The 17,099-nt window shown below is 56.3% G+C and carries 15 protein-coding genes, 1 tRNA gene and 1 other RNA gene; 12 read left to right on the top strand and 5 right to left on the bottom strand.

Annotated features, from left to right (window positions below; all coding sequences use genetic code 11):
- Positions 1–11 precede the first annotated feature (11 nt).
- Positions 12–1,322 (top strand): HAMP domain-containing sensor histidine kinase, encoded by a 1,311-nt coding sequence (locus MWU39_RS08620; protein ID WP_247160348.1) that lies wholly within the window; start codon positions 12–14, stop codon positions 1,320–1,322.
- A 487-nt stretch (positions 1,323–1,809) separates the two neighbouring features.
- Here the strand turns inward: MWU39_RS08620 and MWU39_RS08615 are convergent, their stop codons facing one another.
- Entirely contained in the window at positions 1,810–2,118 is a 309-nt protein-coding gene (locus tag MWU39_RS08615; RefSeq protein ID WP_247159586.1) for a chorismate mutase, read from the bottom strand.
- Positions 2,119–2,184: 66 nt separating this feature from the next.
- Here MWU39_RS08615 and MWU39_RS08610 point away from each other — a divergent pair, with 66 nt between their 5' ends.
- From MWU39_RS08610 to MWU39_RS08580, 7 genes are all read left to right on the top strand, one after another.
- Positions 2,185–3,195, top strand: coding sequence for a polyprenyl synthetase family protein (locus tag MWU39_RS08610; RefSeq protein WP_247159585.1), 1,011 nt, complete (start codon positions 2,185–2,187; stop codon positions 3,193–3,195).
- A gap of 8 nt (positions 3,196–3,203) precedes the next feature.
- Positions 3,204–5,630, top strand: a complete 2,427-nt coding sequence (hrpB, locus tag MWU39_RS08605; RefSeq protein ID WP_247159584.1) for an ATP-dependent helicase HrpB — start codon at positions 3,204–3,206, stop codon at positions 5,628–5,630.
- A gap of 20 nt (positions 5,631–5,650) precedes the next feature.
- Positions 5,651–5,929, top strand: a complete 279-nt coding sequence (locus MWU39_RS08600) for an ETC complex I subunit (protein ID WP_247159583.1) — start codon at positions 5,651–5,653, stop codon at positions 5,927–5,929.
- Positions 5,930–5,995: 66 nt separating this feature from the next.
- An RNA gene (gene ffs, locus MWU39_RS08595) (signal recognition particle sRNA small type) lies at positions 5,996–6,090 on the top strand.
- Positions 6,091–6,142: 52 nt separating this feature from the next.
- Entirely contained in the window at positions 6,143–7,975 is a 1,833-nt protein-coding gene (locus tag MWU39_RS08590) for a DNA polymerase III subunit gamma/tau (protein WP_247159582.1), read from the top strand.
- A gap of 13 nt (positions 7,976–7,988) precedes the next feature.
- Positions 7,989–8,330 carry a YbaB/EbfC family nucleoid-associated protein gene (locus MWU39_RS08585; protein WP_247159581.1) on the top strand — a complete coding sequence of 114 codons (342 nt, stop codon included), beginning with the start codon at positions 7,989–7,991 and terminating at the stop codon, positions 8,328–8,330.
- 20 nt (positions 8,331–8,350) lie between these two features.
- Positions 8,351–9,091 carry a 2OG-Fe(II) oxygenase gene (locus MWU39_RS08580; protein WP_247159580.1) on the top strand — a complete coding sequence of 247 codons (741 nt, stop codon included), beginning with the start codon at positions 8,351–8,353 and terminating at the stop codon, positions 9,089–9,091.
- Between the two features lie 9 nt (positions 9,092–9,100).
- Here the strand turns inward: MWU39_RS08580 and MWU39_RS08575 are convergent, their stop codons facing one another.
- On the bottom strand, positions 9,101–9,511 hold the full coding sequence (locus MWU39_RS08575) for a hypothetical protein (RefSeq protein ID WP_247159579.1): 411 nt from the start codon (positions 9,509–9,511) through the stop codon (positions 9,101–9,103).
- Positions 9,512–9,673: 162 nt separating this feature from the next.
- Between MWU39_RS08575 and lon the strand changes: the two genes are divergently transcribed.
- Both lon and MWU39_RS08565 read left to right on the top strand, forming a co-directional pair.
- Positions 9,674–12,085, top strand: coding sequence for an endopeptidase La (gene lon / locus MWU39_RS08570; protein ID WP_247159578.1), 2,412 nt, complete (start codon positions 9,674–9,676; stop codon positions 12,083–12,085).
- A gap of 277 nt (positions 12,086–12,362) precedes the next feature.
- On the top strand, positions 12,363–12,635 hold the full coding sequence (locus tag MWU39_RS08565) for an HU family DNA-binding protein (RefSeq protein ID WP_247159577.1): 273 nt from the start codon (positions 12,363–12,365) through the stop codon (positions 12,633–12,635).
- Between the two features lie 107 nt (positions 12,636–12,742).
- On the opposite strand, the gene MWU39_RS08560 is transcribed toward MWU39_RS08565, so the two are convergent.
- Together MWU39_RS08560 and rlmB are read right to left on the bottom strand one after the other, a co-directional pair.
- A complete protein-coding gene (locus MWU39_RS08560) occupies positions 12,743–13,630 on the bottom strand; it encodes a hypothetical protein (RefSeq protein ID WP_247159576.1) in 888 nt (295 codons plus the stop codon).
- Between the two features lie 24 nt (positions 13,631–13,654).
- Entirely contained in the window at positions 13,655–14,446 is a 792-nt protein-coding gene (gene rlmB, locus MWU39_RS08555) for a 23S rRNA (guanosine(2251)-2'-O)-methyltransferase RlmB (RefSeq protein WP_247159575.1), read from the bottom strand.
- A gap of 161 nt (positions 14,447–14,607) precedes the next feature.
- On the opposite strand from rlmB, the gene MWU39_RS08550 reads away from it, so the two are divergent.
- Together MWU39_RS08550 and MWU39_RS08545 are read left to right on the top strand one after the other, a co-directional pair.
- A tRNA-Tyr gene (locus tag MWU39_RS08550) sits at positions 14,608–14,693 on the top strand.
- A 127-nt stretch (positions 14,694–14,820) separates the two neighbouring features.
- Entirely contained in the window at positions 14,821–15,951 is a 1,131-nt protein-coding gene (locus MWU39_RS08545; RefSeq protein WP_247159574.1) for a beta-ketoacyl-ACP synthase III, read from the top strand.
- Here the strand turns inward: MWU39_RS08545 and MWU39_RS08540 are convergent.
- Entirely contained in the window at positions 15,912–17,012 is a 1,101-nt protein-coding gene (locus MWU39_RS08540) for a phosphatase PAP2 family protein (protein WP_247159573.1), read from the bottom strand. The genes MWU39_RS08545 and MWU39_RS08540 overlap by 40 nt on opposite strands.
- Positions 17,013–17,099: the final 87 nt, after the last annotated feature.

Raw genomic sequence — 17,099 nt, 5'->3', positions numbered from 1 at the left:
TTGCCCGCCGGATGGGGCTTATCGCGGCTGGCTGGATTACTATGCTGTTGCTGCTTGGTGGTGTGGCTCTTGACCGGACGTTAGCCAGTCAGGTTCGCAGCAATTTCGACGAACAGCTCGAATATGTTCTGACCGCGATGATCGCATCGGCGGAAATCGATCCGTTCGGCGATGTTTATTTCTACCGCAGCTTGGGAGACCAACGGTTTCTGGAGCCTAACAGCGGCTTTTATTGGCAGATCAGCGGCGGCGAAACCGAACCATGGCCATCACGCAGCCTATGGGATCGAACAATCGAGGTGAGGGGCGATCATTTCGACAATGATGCGCATTTTTATGATTCAGATCAATTTGCTGGTGAGCCGCTGAGGATCGCTGAGCGGACGATTATTCTTCCTGGTAGCGAAACACGTTGGACCTTTGCAGTTGCAAGCGCGACCGAAGAAATGGACGCTCAAATCCAGCAAGTGCGGGCGATATTGATCTGGAGTTTTCTGGTCCTCGGCCTTGGCTTGATTGCGATGGCGCTTTTGCAAATTCGGTATGGACTGCAGCCATTACGCCGTGTTCGTGCCGCAATTTCCCGCCTTAGGACGAGCGGAGAAAACCGGATTACAGAGCCTTTGCCCACAGAAGTGCAACCACTTGTGGAGGAGCTCAACGGGTTGCTCGAACATTCGGAGAAGCAGGCCGAAGAGGCGCGCACGCACGCTGGCAATCTAGCGCACGCGCTGAAGACGCCGCTTACGGTTCTCACTAACGCGGCCACCGCGCGATCGCCAGACCTCAACGAAGCGGTGTTCCGCGAAACGCGCACAATGCAGCGGCACGTCGACCACCACCTTGCGCGGGCGAGGGCGGTCGGACGCCGGGCTGTCGGTCATGCGCGAACGGATATTCGCGCCAGCGCCGAAGCCGTGCGCCGCGCAGTCGAGCGACTCTACCCAAGCGGACGGTTGGACATTGCGGGCAAGAAAGACACGATGGTCGCCATTGAGCGGCAGGATTTGGATGAGATCCTCGGCAATCTGATCGAGAACGCGGCGAAATATGGCGGCGGGAGTGTTTTCGTTACTATCGATACACAGCCGGATAACGCGGAATGCATAATCTGGGTCGAGGATGACGGCACCGGGATTCCTGAGGAAGAACGCGCCCGCATTTTTGATCGCGGTGCACGGCTGGACACGGGTAAACCCGGTACAGGCCTCGGCCTGGCTATTGTGCGCGATGTTGCCGAAATTTACGGCGGCGGAGTTACGCTTAGCGAGAGCGAGGACCTTGGTGGGTTGCTGGTGGAGCTTCGCCTGCCGAGGGCATAGAGCACCATTCATAGGCAGTTAAAGCGTGCTGGCAGAGGTTCGCGGACCGATCAGTTGTTTGGGGACTGGATATGCGATGCAGGGTAGCACTGGCTGGACTCTTTGTTCTGGCGTTGTCGGGATGTGCAGGGTCCAATTTCGATTCCTCACGGACGGTCTTCAACAATCCGTACGGCGCATTGGAAACTGACAACGGACCAGTCGGGCCGGAATGCGATGCCAGCAAACAAAACGACCCTAAGTGCGGGAATAACGACCGGCCATATCCGGCGTCCGAATATATGCGGGATGAAAACGGCAATCTGGTGCGGTTAACTCGCGCCGAGCGAAGGCTTTTTCGTGAACGGCGTGAAGCACTCAGATCTCGGGAAGATGTGTTCGAGTCGCTAGAAAATGGAACACCCATCCCACCCGATTCTCCCGCGCTTCCGGAAAATCATGGGATACCCGCGCCTGCTCCAGAATCAGTCGACGATTAGAAAATACGTCATACTTCGCGGGCCTTTTCGTGGTGGCGAATGACCTCTTCGATAATGAAGCGCAGGAACTTTTCGCTGAACTCGGGGTCGAGGTCGGCGGCTTCGGATAGCTTCCTTAACCGCTCAATCTGTCGTTTTTCGCGCGAAGGATCGGCCGGCGGGAGTGTCGCCCTTGCTTTATACTCACCCACAGCTTGCGTGATGCGAAAGCGCTCCGCGAGCATATGAATGATTGCGGCATCGATATTATCGATGCTCTTGCGGAAGATCGCCAATTGCGGATCGTCGGCAGGCGGCTGGTGCGTTTCATCGGACATCGCTTGCAAAGCTAACAGCAAATCTGCGCTTGCCAAGCACAAGGCGCTGCCCCAAAGCGCCTTTTTATGAGCGCAGAAGTCGTCCCTCTTCCTCGCAAGCATCCGACGCTGGACCCGATGCTGTCATTGACTGCCAACGGCATGAACTCGGTGAACTCCGTAATTCTTGACCGGATGCAGAGCGAAATCCCGCTTATTCCAAGACTTGCAGGTCATTTGATCTCAGGCGGTGGCAAACGGCTTCGCCCCATGCTCACACTCGCCGGTGCAGAACTGGTTGGGTATCAGGGTACGCGCCATCACAAGCTGGCAGCTGCTGTCGAATTCATCCACACGGCAACACTTCTGCATGATGATGTAGTCGATGGAAGCGAGCTGCGACGCGGCAAAGCGGCGGCAAACATCATCTTTGGCAATCCCGCTACGGTCTTGGTCGGTGACTTTCTGTTTAGCCGCGCATTCGAGTTGATGACCGAGGATGGCTCTCTCAAGGTATTGAAGATATTGAGCCATGCGAGTGCTGTGATCGCAGAAGGGGAAGTTTCGCAGCTTTCCGCCCAGCGCCAGATATCGACCAGCGAAGAGCAATATTTGCATATCATTGGTGCGAAAACCGCAGCACTTTTTGCTGCAGCAAGCCAGATTAGCGCCGTCGTTGCGGAATGCAGCGAAGAGCAAGAGCGAGCACTCGAGGAATATGGGCGCAATCTTGGCGTTGCATTCCAACTGGTTGATGACGCGATCGATTACGATTCTGAAGCCGCCGAAATGGGCAAGGATCAGGGTGATGACTTCCGCGAAGGCAAGATGACTTTGCCGGTCATACTCGCGCATGCTCGCGGTGACGACGAAGAGCGCAAATTCTGGAAGGCGGCAATTTCGGGCCACCGCACTTCGGACGCCGACCTCGCACATGCGATCACCTTGATCGACAGCCATAATGCGGTCGAAGACACGCGCGAGAAAGCGCGCCATTTCGCGCAACGCGCAATTGATGCGATTTCGATCTTCCCCGAGAGCAAAGCGCGTGCTGCGATGGGCGAAGCCGCGCAGTTTGCTGTAGCGCGGGGCTATTAAGCGGGGCGGTGTCCCGCTTGCTTCCCATTCACGCCGTATTACCGGAGATATGCGCCGCGCTTTCTAAGCGCGGGGCCGCTGTCTTGATTGCCCCGCCTGGGGCAGGCAAGACGACTGCAGTCGCGCCTGCCTTGATCAGTGAAAATTGGTGCGAAGGTCAGATCATTATTACATCGCCCAGACGCGTTGCGGCGCGTGCTGCCGCTGAAAGAATGGCCGAAATGCTTGGCGAAAAGCCGGGGGAAACCGTCGGCTATATGACGCGGCTGGATACGAAAGTGTCCGGTACAACCCGCATTGTCGTGATGACCGAAGCCATTTTGGTGAACAAGCTCGTTGATGATCCGGAATTGCCTGGCGTATCCGCGCTTCTGTTTGACGAAGCGCATGAGCGGCATTTGGACAGCGACCTTGGACTGGCGCTTGCATTGGAAACGCGCAGCGTTTTGCGTGAAGATCTGCGCGTGCTTGTCATGTCGGCGACGATCGATGGCACACGTTTCGCGCAGCTGCTTGGCGATGAGGCACCAGTCATCGAAAGCGAAGGGCGCAGCTTTCCTTTAGAAATCAAATGGCTTGGCAGCAATCCCTCGCAATCTGTCGAGGAGCAGATCGTAAGTGGAGTCATGACTGCTTGGCGTGATCAAGATGGAGACATACTCGCATTTCTTCCCGGCGTTCGCGAAATCGAGCGAGTTCGCGAGAGACTGGAGACGCGCCTTCCAGAAGCACCAATTTTGCCTCTGCATGGGCAGGTGGAGCCACGTGAACAGCGTCTTGCGATAAAGCGCGATCCAGATGGACGGAGGCGGATTGTCCTAGCAACAGCCATTGCGGAGACCTCATTGACACTGGACGGCGTATCTATTGTCGTCGACAGCGGTCTCGCGCGCCATGCCGAGTTTGATCGGGCGGCTGGCACCACCCATCTTGTGACCCACAGAGCGAGTCAGGCCGCTGCAACCCAGCGTGCAGGGCGCGCCGCTCGTCAAGGTCCGGGCATTGCCTATCGTCTTTGGGAAGAGGGCGGGCATGGCGGGAGGCCGGAGTTCTCTCCACCCGAGATCGAAACTGCAGATTTGGCGCCGCTCCTGCTCAAGCTCGCGAAGTGGGGTGCGGTCGACCCGGTCTCGCTCGCTTGGCTGGATTCTCCGCCAAGCGCCTCAATAGAAACTGGATACGCCAGTCTGCGCGCAATGGGAGCGCTCGATACCAATAACCGCATCACAGCTTGGGGCGAGAAAATCGCGCGGCTTCCGCTCGATCCAGTGTCGGCTGCGGCGGTCCTGTTTGGCGCACGCAGTGGTGAAGCGCACGAAGTGGCGGAGCTCATAGTGCTACTGCAGGAGAGAGGGCTGGGCGGACGCGGCGAAGATTTGTTGCAACGCGCCTCTCGCTGGAAGAGTGAACGTGGCAAGCGGGCCGATGCCGCGCGTAACCTTGCGCAACGCTGGAGCAAGCACGCACAATCTCTGGCGGAAAAGGAAGCAGAACCACTCTCAAATCCAGGGCTACATGTCGCAATGGCGAAACCGGATTTCGTTGCAAGACGCCGTGATGCGAGCGGCGAGCAATGGCTGACAGCTGGCGGAAGAGGATTCCAACTTGACCCGGCGTCACCCCTTTCAAGAGCGGAATGGATCGTGATCGCCGATGCTCAAGGTCAAGCTAAGGGAGCTCGGATCACGTCGGCGGTTGAAATGAGCACGCATGAAGTTGAGACTGTGCTTCGGAATCGAATCGAAAAGCACTCGACAATACGCTGGAACGAAAAAGAAAAGCGGGTTGAGACGCGATTGGAGAAGCGGCTTGGTGCGATCACCATTTCGAGCGGCCCTGATCCCGAACCAGACGCGGCGCAGGTCGTCAGTATTCTTGTTGAAAAAGCTCTCGACGATCTGGTGACGTTATTGCCCGAGGGATTTCTGGCTAGAGCGTGTTTCGCTGGCATCGGTGTGCTTAGCGAAGATGCGCTGCTTGATAGCGCTCAACTTTGGCTTGCGCCTCTATTGGAAGGGCGCCGCGACCTCAATCTTCCTGCGCACCAGTTCGCCGAAGCAGCGCTGGGGGTGTTGGATTGGGACACAAGGCAGGCTTTGGACGAACGCGCCCCGCAGAAATTCATTTCGCCAGCGCAGACAAGCCATGCTGTCGACTACGCCAGCGACGATGCGCCGAGCATAGAGGTCCGCGTGCAGGCATTGTTTGGTCTAGACCGTCATCCGATGATCGGCAGCACGCCGCTTTTGCTCAAGCTAACCAGTCCTGCAGGACGGCCAATTCAATCGACGCGGGATTTGCCGGGCTTTTGGCGCGGGAGCTGGTCCGATGTCGCGAAGGATATGAAGGGCAGATACCCCAAACATCGCTGGCCCGATCAGCCATGGGTGGAAAAGCCGAGCCTCAAGACGAAAAACGCCTTCAATCGAAGCTAGGTTTGCATTACTGGATACCCATGACCGCAAGAATCTACCAACAACCGAAAAGCGCGATGCAATCGGGCAAAGCCAAGACAGACACTTGGGTGCTTGAGTTTGAGCAAAGCGAGGCACGTAGACCGGATCCTCTGATGGGTTGGACCGGAAGCGGCGATACGCAGGCTCAGGTGAAGCTGAATTTCCCAACTAAAGACGCTGCGAAAGTCTATGCCGAAAAATACGGTATAACCGCGCGCGTTCACGCTACGCCGCCAAAGTCGCTTAAGCTTCAGGCCTACGCCGATAATTTCAAGTGAGCGCATTGCGATCTGTGCCGGCATTTCCGGTGTTGAAATCTCAATGAAAGCTCGCCATATGCGCGTTCGGGAGTCGGGTGGACGTTTGCGTTCGCTCACCGGGTCAGGTCCGGAAGGAAGCAGCCCAGGTGAATTGCGACGGGTCGCTCGGCTCCTTTATTTTTCCCCAATCATGCGAATGACAAATGGCGCGCAAGCGCCTAGCCTGTTCGTGTGACTGATTCCGATCCAGATCTGACCGAGAACGGCGAAGAGAATACGCCCACTGCCGCCGAATTGGAGGCTGCCGGGCAGAACTCAATGTTTGGTGATCCCGCACCAGCTCCAGAGGAGCCTGCAAAAGCCGAACCAGCGGCGGAAAAAGCGCCCGAAGCGGCTCCGCCTCAAGAGGCACCTAAAGCGACAGAGACTGACACAAGTCAGCCTTACCGTGTGCTTGCGCGCAAATATCGGCCGCAAACATTCTCTGAGCTTATCGGGCAAGAGCCGATGGTGCGAACGCTGGCCAACGCGATCGAGCGTGACAGGCTGGCTCATGCGTTTTTGATGACTGGCGTTCGCGGGGTTGGTAAAACCTCAACCGCGCGCCTCATTGCCAAAGCTCTCAACTGTGTTGGCTTAGACGGCGAGGGCGGTCCGACAATCGATCCATGCGGACAATGTGAGCCGTGCACCGCGATCGCCGAGGGCCGCCACATTGATGTTATCGAGATGGATGCTGCCTCGCATACCGGCGTTGATGATGTTCGCGATATTATTGAGCAGGTCCGTTATGCGGCGGTTTCGGCGCGCTATAAGATATACATCATCGATGAGGTTCACATGCTTTCGCGCAATGCATTCAATGCGTTGCTTAAGACGCTTGAAGAGCCTCCTGCCCATGTGAAGTTCCTTTTCGCGACGACCGAAGTCGAAAAGCTACCGGTCACTGTTCTGAGCCGGACTCAGCGTTTCGATTTGCGGCGCATTCCGTCTGACTTGCTGGCTTCGCATTTCGGAAAGGTCTGCGCGCTTGAAGGCGTTGAGGCCGAAGACGAGGCGCTGCGGATTATCGCAGCCTCTGCCGAAGGCTCAGTGCGCGATGGTCTTTCGATCTTGGATCAGGCGATCGCGCATGCCGATCTTGATGAGGACAGCAAGGTCACTGCTGACCGGGTCCAAGATATGCTCGGCCTAGCGGATAAGAGCGCGCAGCGGCACTTGCTCTCGCATCTGCTCGAAGGCGATGCAAAGGCTTTGCTTGCCGCGATTGATGAGCAATATTCTTTAGGCGTCGAACCCCTTGCCTTGATGCGCGCCCTGATGGACATCGTCCACAAGATCACAGTCGCTCAGGTATCAGGCGCAGAAGCGGACGCCCCTAGCGAAGAAGAGCGCGCCGCATTGGGCGAGTTTGCAGCGAAATTGGGCGCAGGCGAACTTCACCGCCTTTGGCAACTGATGCTGAAAGGGCATGAAGAGGTCAGGCAGGCGCCGGATCCGCTGGTCTCGCTTCAGATGGCGTTGTTGCGCGTTCTCCATGCCGCGGAAATGCCGGACCCCGGGAAACTGGCAAAGCGGATTGAAGAAATCGCGCAAAACGGACCAGCTCCCGCAGCGGTTTCCGCCGATGGAAGTGCCCCAGATGCGTCTTCGACATCAGCATCCAGTGGAGCGCTTGATTGGGCGGCATTGGTCGATGAAGTTGATCGTTCGGGCAAAATGCACGTCGCAGAATTGATGCGCAGCCGGGTGCGCGTGATCGAACTTGGCCCCGATAAGTTGATTTACGAACAAGCGGATAACTTTCCGGACGATCCCGGACCGGAAATTCGCGACGCCTTGTTCCAGATCAAGCAACGTCGGTGGTTGGTCGAAAAAGGCACGGGCGATGCGCAGCCGACATTACGTGAGTTAGAACAAGCCGAAGCGAGCGCCGCGCGAAACCGCATCTTGTCTGATCCGCTGGTGAAAGCCACATTGGAGGCATTCCCAGACGCCAAGCTTTTAGAGGCGGACGGATCAAATGGCAAAATCGCTCGCGCTGCGGGCAGCAAATGGAATTGATGGAGTACCCCCTATGAAATCGATGGAAGAAATGATGCAGGCGGCACAGAAAGCTGCTGAAACGATCCAGTCCCAAATGAGCGACATGCAGGTCAAACTCGACAATATCGAAGTCGAAGGTGCCGCTGGCGGCGGTCTAGTGAAAGTGCGGGCTACGGCAAAGGGCCGCATTTTGGGCGTCAACATTGATGACAGCCTGATGAAGCTCGAAGAGAAGCACATGGTCGAAGACCTCGTGACGGCAGCATTCAATGACGCACGCGACAAGGCTGATCGAGTGTCAGCTGATCAGATGAAAGAGATGCAAGGCGGGATGGGACTGCCACCGGGGTTTAACCTTCCGGGCATGGGATAATCTGAACGAGACGGGGCGCGATGACTGGCAAGAAATTCAACCCGAACATGGGTGGCGGATTGCCCGGCCTTGTCGGTAACCTCGCACGGCCCACAGTTTTGCCTGGAATGGCGAGCAATGTTCCGGGACAGATCAATGTCCAGTCGGCACCGAGGCCCAAATCTGCGGATGAAGTGCGGCATGCCCGAACTCTGAATGGTAAGCCCATCGGCCTCGTCCCCGACTTCATCACCGAAGAAGAGCGGGCAACTCTTTACGACTATGCAAGCGATTTCAATGCCCCTTGGGAAACGTATCTGCCTGAAAGCGATGTATGGCATGGCCGGATGATCAACCCGCGTTCTATGTCGCCGAACATCCTGAAATTGATGGAGAAAATCCGCAAAAGGACGGTTGCGCATATCAAGGCGGACTATGAGATCGACGATCCGGTTTATGCCGATACGCTGCAGCTTGTTCGTTGGAGGCCGGGTGACAATCAAAAACCACATGCCGATTGCGAAGAGCCAGATGGAAGACCCAATGGCACTCCATGGCGCGCCTTCGCCTCGATTATCTATCTGAACGATGGATATGAAGGCGGCGGTATCCATTTTCCGGATCGTAAGCTGAAACCGGAAATCAAGCCGCGGATGCTTGCCTACTTCCCCTCTACCAACAGTTATCGGCACGGGGTTGAGGCGATCACATCAGGCCTGCGGTACACGTTCAGCTGTTTCTACACATTTGATCCGCGCCGGCATGACGGGCATCCGGTTTAATCGATATTGCTAGACGCCCTTGCGACCGAAGCCTGAGCGCGCCGCCGGACCATTTCTTTGAGCCGGTTGGTGCTTTGCCGTTGCGCTCACGTCACTGGGGCGACTTTTCATGTATCGCTCAAACGCGGCATCGACATCAAATTCGGTTTCAGTCTCAGTTCCGTCGCTGTCAGTTTTCCGCGTTGCAGGCACCGCTTCGGTTGATTGCGATGTTTCTTTGTTCTTAGCCCATGGGAATTCTGCCGCTGCGCCTCGCCACCCCTTAAAAAAGCAAAAACCTGCACCGACCAATATGGCCAAAGCGGTGAAGTAGAACGGCAGCCGGTCTTCTGGACCTGCGCCGAGATCTCCGTATCCTTCGATCAACCCGGACAGGCCCAACAAGGCAAAGCCACCGATAATCCAGATGAAATAGTGCACTGCATCCTCCAACTTGTGCGCGGTCGGCTGTCTATCACAACCGGGTTAACCGTCCGTTTGTGTCACTCCACAGCTTCCTTAAAGTAGGCATTGCGGGGAGCGAATGGGCTACCCATATTCACCACAAAGGCGCGCCCCAATGGCGGCCATGGACTTGAATCAATGACACAACACTTTCCGATCCTCCCGCTCCGCGACATCGTGGTGTTTCCCGGCATGGTCGTCCCACTGTTTGTTGGACGCGATAAGTCGGTTGCCGCGCTTGAAGCAGCGATGGAGGCCAGCAAGGATATCTTCTTGCTCGCACAGCTTGATCCCGGATGCGACGATCCGGAGGGCGATGATCTATACGATGTTGGTGTCGTGGCGCAGGTGCTCCAGATGCTGAAACTGCCCGATGGCACTGTTCGTGTCATGGTAGAAGGCACGCACCGGGCGAAATTGGCGGGATTGCGGGCTGAGGGCGACTATGTCTTGGCCGAGGTCGATATCCTTGAGCCAGAGACTGTCGCTGGCAGCGAAGTGACCGCATTGATGCGGCAAGTTTCCGAGCAGTTCGCGGAGTATTCCAAGCTCAACAAAAAAATGGGCGATGATACGACAGTCGAGCTTGGCGATGTCGATGATGCTGGCCAGCTGGGTGACATGATCGCGGCTGCGATCAACGCGAAGGTTTCGGACAAGCAATCCCTGCTGACCGAAGCGAATCCGTTGAAGCGGCTGGAGCTGGTGATGGCCTTCATGGAAGGCGAGCTTTCTGTACTTCAGGTGGAGCGCAAAATCCGCGGGCGTGTGAAGCGTCAGATGGAAAAGACCCAGCGCGAATACTACCTCAACGAGCAGCTTAAGGCGATTCAGAGCGAGCTTGGCGGCAGCGACGGTGAGGAAGGCGACGAGATCGCTGAACTGGCCGAAAAGATTGAGAAGACCAAGCTTTCCAAAGAAGCAAAGACGAAAGCCGGTGCGGAACTGAAGAAGCTCAAAGGCATGCAGCCAATGAGCGCTGAGGCGACAGTTGTGCGCAATTATCTCGACATCCTGCTTGGCTTGCCATGGGGCAAGAAATCCAAGGTCAAGAAAGACATCGGCAAGGCTCAGGAAATCCTTGATGCTGATCATTACGGTCTGGAAAAGGTCAAAGATCGCATCATCGAATATCTTGCCGTTCAGGCGCGCACGAACAAACTGAAGGGACCGATCCTGTGTCTCGTCGGCCCGCCCGGTGTGGGTAAGACCTCGCTCGGTAAGAGCATTGCCAAGGCGACTGGGCGCGAATTTGTGCGCCAGTCACTCGGCGGTGTGCGCGATGAAGCGGAAATCCGGGGCCATCGCCGGACTTACATCGGCTCCATGCCGGGTAAGATCGTCAACAATCTGAAGAAGGCGGGGACCAGCAATCCGTTGTTCCTGCTCGATGAGATCGACAAGCTCGGTCAGGATTTCCGCGGCGATCCGGCATCGGCATTGCTCGAAGTGCTCGATCCGGAGCAAAACGACAAGTTTCAGGATCACTATCTTGAGCTCGATCTGAACCTTTCGGACATCATGTTTGTGACCACTGCAAACAGCCTCGATCTACCTCAGCCGCTGCTGGACCGGATGGAGATCATCCGTCTTGAGGGTTACACGGAGGACGAAAAGGTTGAGATCGCCAAGCGGCACCTGATCGACAAGCAGGTTGAGCAGCACGGGCTTAAGCCGGAAGAGTTTGAGCTGACCGATGAAGGTCTGCGCGACCTTATCCGCTATTACACACGCGAAGCCGGTGTGCGGACTCTCGAGCGCGAGATTGCGCGTCTGGCGCGGAAGAGTTTGCGCAAAATCCTTGAGAAGGAAGCGAGCAGCATTGTTATCACTCCTGACAATCTCGGTGACTTTGCAGGTGTTCGCAAATTCAAACATGGAATGAGCGAAGATGAGGCGCAGGTTGGCGCTGTCACGGGGCTTGCTTGGACATCCGTTGGTGGGGAACTGCTCACCATCGAAAGTGTGACCACGCCCGGCAAAGGCGAGGTGAAAACGACAGGTAAGCTCGGCGAGGTGATGAACGAATCTGTCGCCGCGGCCTTCAGCTTCGTGAAAGCGCGCGCGCCCGCTTACGGGATCAAACCGTCTCTCTTCCAGCGGAAAAATGTGCACATCCACTTGCCCGAAGGCGCTGTACCAAAAGACGGCCCCAGCGCAGGGATCGGAATGGTCACGTCGATCGTCTCCACGCTCACAGGGACACCAGTTCGCCCTGACGTTGCGATGACCGGGGAAGTCACGTTGCGCGGCCGCGTCCTTCCGATTGGCGGACTTAAGGAAAAACTGCTCGCGGCGCTGCGCGGCGGTATCACCACGGTGTTGATCCCCGAAGAAAATGTGAAGGATCTCGCGGAGATTCCGGACAATGTGAAGGAAGGCCTGGAGATTATTCCGGTCTGCCATGTCGACGCGGTTTTGGAGCATGCTTTGACAGATGTGCCCGAACCGATTGAGTGGACCGAAGCGGATGATCTGGCCTCGCAACCCGGCGCTCAATCTTCCGGATCGGGCGGCTCGAGCGGTTCGGACGTGCCAACCGCACATTGATCAGCTAGAGAACCCTCAGCATGCAGCGAATCGCAGCCGGGTCGCACCAGCTCATCACAAGCAGCATGTGTTGCTGGGAGGGAATAGCGATTGCGCGCGCCTTTGCAGGCGAGGTGTCGCCAGTTCGAATGTAAAATCCGTAGTTTTCTGCGATATTTGCCTTTGACAGCCTCCTGAAACGGGCTCAATCTCTGAGACTTAGCGTCGGCGTGCTCTCGCCATCGCCGAAGCGCTCAATTTAACGACACGAATTTTTGAAGACGAGGGGGTTCCCAAGATGAACAAGAATGATCTGATCGGTACAGTCGCAGAATCAAGCGGCCTTTCTAAGAACGACGCAGCAGGCGCCGTTGAAGGTGTGTTTGATGCGATCACAAAAGCTTTGTCGAATGGCGATGAAGTGCGACTGGTCGGGTTTGGAACATTCTCGGTAGCGCGTCGTAAGGCTTCGACAGGTCGCAACCCGCGCACAGGCGAACCAATGACCATCAAGGCATCAAACCAGCCGAAATTCAAAGCGGGCAAGGGCTTAAAAGACGCCGTCAACTAAGAACGGCGTTGAGCTTTAGCGTAAGGAACGCTGAGGCGTGATCTTCAAAACAAAGCCCCGCCAGACGATATGTCTGGCGGGGCTTTGTTTGTTGAGACCGGTCTGACTTATTGGCCGATAGCAATGAGTGCAGTGGGCGCTGCTTTCGTACGGGGCGAAATGTCCCAAGCGAGCTTTTCTCCGTCAGACGTAGGTGACGAGCCTTCATCGGTGTTGTTGGCGCGGATACTCATTTGTCCCTCCGTGAGAATAGTGAAGGTGCCCTCGATCTTGGGAATGTCAGGCATCGCTTGGCCAGCGCTTTCACCGTCGGCGCCCATAGCAGCAAGGCCGGCCATACCGCCCATGCCGCCCATCATTGCACCCATTGGATTCTCGTCATTCTGAGCGGCGAAGCCAGGCGCATTCACTCGAACCACATTGTCATCACGTACAATGATCTGAACAAACGGGTTGGATGGCGGCATGCCTTCAATAATTGGGAACATGAAGTCATGGCCAAGCGTGCCATTGACCGAATAGCTCACATCGAAGACGCCATTGCCTTTGTCCTCGACACGGTTCCAGCCCTTTTGACGGAGTAGCATTTGGCGAAGCGATTCGGCAGCTTCCGGGTCGGTCGGATCAATATCGCCCATGATCGCGGCCATTTGATCGCTTTCGCGCTGAGCTTTGGCTGCTCGCGCTTGTGCGTCGACTTCCCAATTTGCCCGTTGATCATCAATTTCGATTTGAGTGCATTCGCGGTCTTCACCGGTGTCTTCATCGTAGCATTCTGCTTCGAATTTCGCGTCTTCAGCAGCCGCCATTTTCGCAAGTTGTGACAGACCTAGGAAAAAGACTTCGCCTTCATAGGTGAAAGAGAACTCATTCGCGTCTGTCAAAACAAGCTCGGAAGTGAATTTTCCGGGTGTTATGAAACAACCTGATAGCAGGAGTGATAGTCCGGCGAGCAGACTTGCTGCGCCCATTCGGATCGAAGTTGGTTTTGTCATGCGAGTTATCCTCCAGCAGAGACGTTACGATCTGGTTGCCACGGCATAAAGCGAGATCGCCGCTGCGTTTGAGACATTGAGGCTTTCGATTGACGAAGAGATCGGCAGTTTGGCCAATGCATCGCAATGTTGCTCGATATTGTGGCGCATACCTTCGCCTTCTGCGCCCAGGACGATGGCAACCGGTCCTTCCGGCATTGCCTCTGCAAGCGTAGCCTCTGCCTCACCGGTCATTCCGATGCGCCAATATCCGGCCTCTGCAAGCTCATCGAGCGCTCGGGCGAGATTGACGACGCGGATCCACGGAACTGTCTCAAGCGCGCCCGACGCTGATTTCGCCAGCACTCCGCTTTCCGGCGGGGCATGGCGGTCTTGAGTCAGGATGCAGGCCGCGTTGAACGCTGCGGCGGATCGCAGAATTGCGCCGACATTGTGCGGGTCAGTCACTTGGTCGAGAACCACCACTGGCCGCGCCTTGTCGCCGTTTGCAACATCATCGAGGAAAACGCCGTCCAGTGGCTCGCATTCGAGCACGAGGCCTTGATGCGGGGCGTCTTTTGCAACCAGACGTCCGAGGTCTGCGACCTCGGCATATTCCACGGGGAAGTCGTCAGGCAATTCGCCGTCAAGAGTTTCGATGGCTTCGCGCGTTGCCCATAACTTGCGATGCTGACGGATGGGATTCTTGAGCGCGGCCTCAACTGGATGCCGCCCCCATAGGCGGACATGGCCCGAAGTTCCTTTGCCAGAACCGCGTCCGCCCTTCATCCGACCAGCGCGCCCTCTTAGCGCACGTTTGCGGTCACCCTTGGTCATAATTGCTCCTGCAAATGCATTTCATATGGCTCCCCTGCCAGCAGCCCCATTGACAGGCAAGCGCCGCTTCGCCAAAGGGGCGCCTCTCGGCTGCGCATAGCAATTTTTGTTGATGCGCAACTCCCGGCAAAGCAGCGATTAAATCCTGCATGGCATGGTGTGGACAGGTGGCCGAGTGGTTAAAGGCAGCAGACTGTAAATCTGCCCGCGCAAGCGTACATAGGTTCGAATCCTATCCTGTCCACCACCGCCGCTTTCTCCCAATAGAGCAGTTTCGCCGAATTTCTGATGTGCGAAGACAAGTCGCGTGCTCTTGATAGCGGTTGGTCTGAGGCCTATTGCGCGCATCCCAGTTACATAAAGGCTTAGGCAGCATGCAGCTTACCCATCGACCTGTCATCTCATCCACCGGGCTTTTTACGCCGAGCGAGTCGATCACCAACGAAGAGCTAGTCGCTAGCTTCAACTCTTTTGTGGACCGCCACAATGAACAGAACGCAGATGCAATTGCTGCAGGTGATGCCGAAGAGCTGAGCCATTCGTCGGTTGAATTCATCGAAAAGGCGAGTGGTATCAAGGCGCGGCACGTCATGTCGAAAGAGCCGGTGCTGAACCCGGAAACCATGAGCCCGCGTTGGGAAGAGCGCACCAATGATGAGCTGTCTATGATGGCCGAGATCGGCGTGATCGCTGCCAAGCAGGCACTGGAACGCGCTGGCCGTGATGCAAGCGACGTTGACGCGGTCTTGTGCGCGGCTTCCAATATGGAGCGGCCATATCCAGCGATGGCGATCGAAATTCAGCAGGCATTGGGTATCGACGGATTTGGTTTCGATATGAACGTTGCGTGCTCTTCCGCGACATTCGGCATCCAAACCGCCGCAGACTATGTTCGTGCAGGCAATGCTAAGAGCGTCCTTGTCGTCAGCCCAGAAATCACATCTGGTCACCTGAACTGGCGCGACCGCGACAGCCACTTTATCTTTGGTGATGTGGCGACTGCTGTCCTGGTCGAGGATGCGGCTATCGCGCCGGAGAAACACTGGGACATCCTCAGCACCAAGCTGAAGACTGTTTTCTCCAACAATATTCGCAATAACTTTGGATTCTTGAACCGTGCTGCGCCCGAAAATGCGGACGGGGCGGATAAGCTCTTCGTTCAAGAAGGCCGTAAGGTGTTCAAGGAAGTGGTCCCGATGGTCGCCCAGATGATCATCGACGAAGCTGAGAAGCTTCAGATGGATCCGGCTACTTTGCGCCGCCTCTGGTTGCATCAGGCAAATGCAGGAATGAACCGGCTGATCGCTCAACGTGTTTTGGGCCACGAAGCCAACGACGATGAAAGCCCGACTGTGCTCGACACATACGGCAACACGTCGAGCGCAGGCTCGATTATCGCGTTCCACCTGAACAGCGACGATCTTGCCGGCGGCGACACCGGCCTAATCTGCAGCTTTGGTGCGGGCTATTCGGCCGGCACGGTGTTTGTGCGCAAGGTCGCCTGACGGGTAACAAGAGCGTCCCATGCTGCGATGATGCGGCCTGATGCCCACCAGATGCCGATCACGGCGATCAGCGAAACCAGCCCGTCTACTGCATAGTGGTAGGCGAGGTGGACGCTGCTGATCCATGTGATGATGAAGAACGCGCCGAAGAACTTGCCCCAGCCACTATGGATTTGGCGCACTGCCAGCCAATAGATGAAAGCGATGGCGCAATGCATGCTGGGCATCGCAGTGATGCCGCTGCCAAGGCCGCTCGATGAAGCTCCATGCCATTCAAGCAGCAGACCCTGCACACGCAGCGTCATGATCGGGATCTGTTCATTCGCGGCATTGAGATAGTCCATTTGCGGATTGAAATGGCCATTGCCCAGCATCGGTTCGAGGAAAACGGGGCCGACCGAAGCGAGCCATGTCGCCATGGCTCCGCCAATCAGTGACCAGCTGAGCATGTAAGTGAGGAAAAACTGGCGGCGCAGTTGGCTGTCCATGTTCTTGTAGAACGCAAAGAACATGACGCCTGGATAGAGCAGCAAGAACCAGATGTGATAAAGGAAGGCGAGGAAGGCTGTGATAATCGGAAAGCCGAGGACCGGTTGCATTACTTCCCAAGCATCATATCCGAAAAAAATTGCCTGATCCCATTCGATGAATGTCTGGTCCCACGTATAGTCATTGAACAGCGGGATGGCGGACTTCATTTTTGAGAAGAATGGCAGCACGACAATTGCGATTGCCATCATGGGAAGGCCGCAAGAAATGACGTGCCACAGAGGCCTTGCAGTGTAACGCTCTCTTAGAAACGCGGTCGGGCTTTTCGGGCGGTTCCGGTTAAGCTGCCAGGCTGCGTCGAATGCTACCAGGATCAGCACAAACAATCCGAAAATACGGGCATTTTCAATGACACCGCTAACGCTAGGGGAGACCCCGTGCGAAAGTAGAAGCCCGATGCAAAGGGCCATGATTGCGACACCGATGACATAGATCGGCATCTCACCAAGCAAGCGCGCAGCGAGTTTCTGCGCGGAATTGCTATCCGAAGGGATGTTCGCGGAAGTGTCCATTTCGGAGCCGGGAATTAAGGTAAATATCTTACTAAGTGGTGAAGGCGAGGAGTGTGCATCGTCTGCCGAAGCGGAGCCCAAAAACGG

Origin of the sequence: Erythrobacter sp. F6033 (assembly GCF_023016005.1) — a bacterium.
Taxonomy (GTDB): domain Bacteria; phylum Pseudomonadota; class Alphaproteobacteria; order Sphingomonadales; family Sphingomonadaceae; genus Erythrobacter.
Note: the sequence above shows the minus strand (reverse complement) of the source record. Positions and strands in the feature narration are given on the sequence as shown.

Coding starts and splice junctions, on each gene's coding strand:
- MWU39_RS08620 (WP_247160348.1), top strand. CDS start 12: ATGGGGCTTATCGCGGCTGGCTGGATTACTATGCTGTTGCTGCTTGGT.
- MWU39_RS08615 (WP_247159586.1), bottom strand. CDS start 2,118: ATGTCCGATGAAACGCACCAGCCGCCTGCCGACGATCCGCAATTGGCG.
- MWU39_RS08610 (WP_247159585.1), top strand. CDS start 2,185: ATGAGCGCAGAAGTCGTCCCTCTTCCTCGCAAGCATCCGACGCTGGAC.
- MWU39_RS08600 (WP_247159583.1), top strand. CDS start 5,651: ATGACCGCAAGAATCTACCAACAACCGAAAAGCGCGATGCAATCGGGC.
- MWU39_RS08585 (WP_247159581.1), top strand. CDS start 7,989: ATGAAATCGATGGAAGAAATGATGCAGGCGGCACAGAAAGCTGCTGAA.
- MWU39_RS08580 (WP_247159580.1), top strand. CDS start 8,351: ATGACTGGCAAGAAATTCAACCCGAACATGGGTGGCGGATTGCCCGGC.
- lon (WP_247159578.1), top strand. CDS start 9,674: ATGACACAACACTTTCCGATCCTCCCGCTCCGCGACATCGTGGTGTTT.
- MWU39_RS08565 (WP_247159577.1), top strand. CDS start 12,363: ATGAACAAGAATGATCTGATCGGTACAGTCGCAGAATCAAGCGGCCTT.
- MWU39_RS08560 (WP_247159576.1), bottom strand. CDS start 13,630: ATGACAAAACCAACTTCGATCCGAATGGGCGCAGCAAGTCTGCTCGCC.
- rlmB (WP_247159575.1), bottom strand. CDS start 14,446: ATGACCAAGGGTGACCGCAAACGTGCGCTAAGAGGGCGCGCTGGTCGG.
- MWU39_RS08545 (WP_247159574.1), top strand. CDS start 14,821: ATGCAGCTTACCCATCGACCTGTCATCTCATCCACCGGGCTTTTTACG.
- MWU39_RS08540 (WP_247159573.1), bottom strand. CDS start 17,012: ATGGACACTTCCGCGAACATCCCTTCGGATAGCAATTCCGCGCAGAAA.